5 protein-coding genes are annotated in these 4341 nt (G+C 35.2%); 1 reads left to right on the forward strand and 4 read right to left on the reverse strand.

Annotated features, from left to right (window positions below):
* The 4 genes from V7659_RS19995 to V7659_RS20010 all read right to left on the reverse strand — a co-directional run.
* On the reverse strand, positions 1–105 hold a 105-nt coding region (locus tag V7659_RS19995), incomplete at its 3' end, for a VOC family protein (protein ID WP_335541689.1).
* Between the two features lie 254 nt (positions 106–359).
* Positions 360–854 (reverse strand): GNAT family N-acetyltransferase, encoded by a 495-nt coding sequence (locus V7659_RS20000; protein ID WP_335541683.1) that lies wholly within the window; start codon positions 852–854, stop codon positions 360–362.
* A gap of 85 nt (positions 855–939) precedes the next feature.
* A complete protein-coding gene (locus V7659_RS20005; protein WP_335541684.1) occupies positions 940–1761 on the reverse strand; it encodes an alpha/beta fold hydrolase in 822 nt (273 codons plus the stop codon).
* A 245-nt stretch (positions 1762–2006) separates the two neighbouring features.
* Positions 2007–2975, reverse strand: a complete 969-nt coding sequence (locus V7659_RS20010; RefSeq protein WP_335541690.1) for an FUSC family protein — start codon at positions 2973–2975, stop codon at positions 2007–2009.
* Between the two features lie 785 nt (positions 2976–3760).
* Here V7659_RS20010 and V7659_RS20015 point away from each other — a divergent pair.
* Positions 3761–4258: a DUF421 domain-containing protein gene (locus V7659_RS20015; RefSeq protein ID WP_335541686.1), complete on the forward strand. Its 498-nt coding sequence runs from the start codon at positions 3761–3763 to the stop codon at positions 4256–4258.
* Positions 4259–4341: the final 83 nt, after the last annotated feature.

The following is a 4341-nucleotide window of genomic DNA, read 5'->3' on the forward strand; positions in this document are numbered from 1 at the left end:
CGTAATTTTTGAGTCTGGGAATATCGAAGTGTAAAACTCGGCTGCTTCTTTTGCCTCCTTGTCATACCATAAATGCGGAACAATTTTTTGATTGGTTTTCGGCATTTTTCTTCCTCCTTAATGTTTATCTAACAAGACTGTGGCCAACATTCCTGTGTAAAGATTAATTATCATTCCTATTTATTTTTACCATTTTCATACTGTAGTTAAACCGCATTCTCTTTTTCTTAATTATAAATCAAAAGATGGAGCAATCTACTAAAATTTGTTAAGTTTTTGGAATTTAAGACAAAAACGCCTTCCCAGATTGGGAAGGCATTTTTATCGTTACGCATCCTGTAGCTTAGGTCAAATCGATTCTAATTCGTTGAGATATTCGGTGTACCTAAAGCTTTTTCCATTACAACAGTCTTCACTAAAAAACCATTGGGATTCGTTACAACTTCCTCCTTAGAAATAAAATAACCCAGGGACCGGTACAAACTAATATTTTTAGGTAATGAAACTCGCACACGGCAGGCCATTTTTCTTTTAAAATTATCATAAGCATATTGTTCAAGCCACGATAACATAGCCTTTGCTATTCCTTTACCTCTTGCTGAGGGTATCACAGCTACTCGCGAAAAATATAAAGTATCTTCTTTCATGGTAAACCTGCAGGAGCCTAGTGGCCTCCCATCTATCGAACATAGTAAAGCTTTCTCTGAATTACTCTTAAATGCAATTTGGACTGCTTCTAACGATTCATTAATGGCACTTGAAGGAACTTCAAGTGATCGATATTCTTCAAACGCTTCTAACATAAGCTGGAAAACAACAGGAACATCCAATTCTTTTGCGATTTTAATCTCCATTTTCACAACCCCTACTTGAGCTAAAATTAGAAACTTTGTTTCTTATAATTCAAATTTTAAATAAGTAACTGTATTTAGACATCAACTATGTTAGATATCTTAACAAAGTAATTAACCAATCCTTAATTAGTTCTTGTACGAGTTCACGTTTTTCAATTTGAAGCATATGACCTGCTTGATCCAAAACGGCAAATGTGGAATTTGGAAATTTATCGATAAGAAATGAGTGGTCTTTATATCCACAGATGGAGTCTAGTTTCCCCAAAATAATTAGAGCTGGTTGTGGAAGTATATCTACATCATTAAAGGGCTCCTCCAAGAAATAATAGCCTTTTTCTCTCCAATTTGACCCAAGGAACTCTCGATTGGCTAATAAACGCCCGGGTTGTATTTCGTTAAGAAAATATTCTAAGTTCTCTTTCGTTTGAAAAGTCATTAATGTTTCAAATGCTAACCTTATATCAGAATCCAACGAATGTAATTCCAATGCATCTTTGACATAAGCAATTTTTTCCGGAAGGTTCCTTTGTTTCAGATGAAGTGCCGGAGCCAGTAGACAGATACTCTTTACTAAATCCCGTCTCTTATAGAAAATACCTTGTGCTAAATATCCCCCATATGAAAAACCAATGATAGAAAATTCTTTGTTAGGTATTGTTTGATCCAAAAAATCTAAAATATTAACGACCATATCATCTGAAGAACTGAAATCCCTATCAATCAAACTTCGGCCATGAGCAGGCAAATCAATATATATTCTCTGAAAACCTATTAAGTTATTAAAAATAGGCTCCAGCCATGCTTTCATTGATCTATGATCAGTCCCCATCGAATGTAATATTAATAGTGGAAACCCACTGCCAAAAACTTCATAGTTGATACTGCCTTTGGTAACTAAACAATTCATGATAATTTCCCCTTTTTAAACTACCTTTAACGAAAACATATACTTCACCAATGGTATCCATCAATTAGATGATACCCTTATTTGTAAATATTCACCATTCATATTAAAAAAGTTTTTGAAGACATCCTCCCCTTCTTACACGACAAAATTTCATCAAAAACTCAGAAGTACACTCTTTTGAATAAATTATAAATAGGCTCTACTAATCAAACGTTTGGTTAAATCCGCATTTTTATTTTTCAAACTTATAATAATTTTTGCATTAAATTCCTTGTTTCTAAATAGAAAAATTCCCGATAAACCTGGTGACTAGGGGGTGGGGTTGATTGAAGTAGGTTCATTGAACTTGGCAGGTTCCCTTCCTTCCCCTCACCTAGATTTCTAAAATATTCGCTTAAGGTTTTTAAATGATTTCCTACTTCGATTTGATCATTTGATAGTAGATGCCCCGCCTTTTCCCAATCTTTCAAAGTTCCCACTATTGTTGAAACATACTGGTACCAGTTGTTCATCTTTTCCATTTTCATTTTGCACATCGTAAGAATGGCTGCATGCTTTTTACCAAGAGGATTGAATTTTAAGCTTTTGGTAGCCAATTCTATTGTAGCTTTCGTATTATGTAACTCCTGGAGAAATAGATTTATTTTGTACTTCATTACTTGTCCCTTTTCTCCTCCCCATTCCAAATGGACCCAATTGGAGAGTTCTAAAAGTATGTCAGACAGCTGAAGGGCTAATTTTTCGGTAGCTGCCACTGCTTTTTTTGTAAAGTCTGGCGGAGATAAAAGCATGTGAATTAATATCGTGATGATTACTCCAATGATTGTGTCCAGTATCCGATCTATTGAATAATCCTTTGATTTCCGTTCAAACGTAAAGATTAATATGACAGTGAGGGCAACCTGATGTAAAACCGTTTCATCTAGTCTCAACCACTTTGCTATGAAGGTCGAGCCTAATAATAATAGACCCAATATCCAGCCATTCATGTCCAGGTGGCTTGCTAGATAAGCCGTTAATATGATACCAATCGCGGTTCCCAAAATACGGTGAATGGAATATCGAATTGACTGATCAATAGTAGATTGCAGGCATAAAACAACAGAAAGAGGGGCTAGATAGGGATGGTCCGAGCCAATTAATTTTGCTAATTCCCAAGACACGGCTGATCCAATAGCCATTTTCCAAATCAATGCTGTTTTATTTTCTTCCATCCCTTTTTTCTTTTTCAAAACGATCTCCCTTTCTTCCTTCCATCTTCATTAGGTTTCTGTTACTCAATTGTCTTTTTACCCAGCATTTTCAATATTAATAAGAAGAAAGAAATCAACCACACCCAGAAGTAGCATAAATATCGCCTAAATTCCCCAAATTTCCTTTCTAACCAAACGTTTGATTAATAGGAATGTACCCCTTGATACATCTGGGTTTACCTTTCCTTATGCATAAAAAATTTGTTGAAACACGAATGAAAAACAGAAGAAAAATGTCGATTATGCCGCTATTGTCACTAATCGACACTCATTCGACTAAATACCATAAAGGCTATACTATTCAAACGTTTGATTAAAAAAGCTCAAAGTATTGATTTATAAGGATCTGCCCTGCGAGGTACGTACAAAGATTGTCGAAGAACTTTTATATATTTCGCAGGAAATAACTCATATTGTTACAAAATCAGATGGGCTTCTCGTAAACATTCAGGATTCTATTAAATTCCTGTCTTTTCGAACCTACACAAACGTTTAATTAAAAATCATCTTAACCCGCATCCTGCCTAGATATACCCGTTTAAAAGTATGAAAAGAATGTCGATGGATGACCATCTTCAAATCATTTCACTCATAAAATTAATGACTTTTTAGCATTCTAATCATAGGACATTTAAAACTATAATAAGGGTGATTAGGTCGATTTCTCGTTTATTTGGCAATCTTTCGTTTTAATTTTAGCCGGTATTTTACTGATAAGAATTTCCGGTCGGAAATCAATCGCTCAGATGACACTTTCGCAAACAATCTTAATGTTATCGATTGGTACAATCATCGTTCAACCGATTGTTGAAAAAAGTGTACTTAAGGCAATGGGAGGAGCAGCGATCTTTGTGGCAACAGTCTTGGTTGTTGATTATTTACAACTAAAATTCAATGCCGTTGAAAAATTTATCACGGGTAAAGCCCAAGTGGTGATTGAGAATGGGGAAATCAATCAGCAAAATTTAAAAAAGCTCCGTCTAACCGTCGATCAATTAGAAATGAGAATGCGAAATCTAGGGATATCTAAATTTGGAGATGTAAAATATGCAACGATTGAACCGAATGGATTACTTGGGTATGAATTGAATGAGGATGCTAAGCCTTTAACTACGGGAGAGTTTAAACAATTAATGAACACCTTTTTTGCTAAATCCCTGGATTCAAACCAGATGACATCTCCTAGTAATCAAGAGGCCACAAACAGCCCATCAAGCATTTTTAAGGAAATTGAGGGTAAGTAGAAAAATAATCCTAAATATCTACAATAAGCCAGAAGATCCAGTTGGGGGATCAGGTGAAGCACCCGAGCTGATAAATAGACGGA

Origin of the sequence: Neobacillus drentensis (genome assembly GCF_036966985.1) — a bacterium.
GTDB classification, from domain to species: domain Bacteria; phylum Bacillota; class Bacilli; order Bacillales; family Cytobacillaceae; genus Neobacillus; species Neobacillus drentensis_E.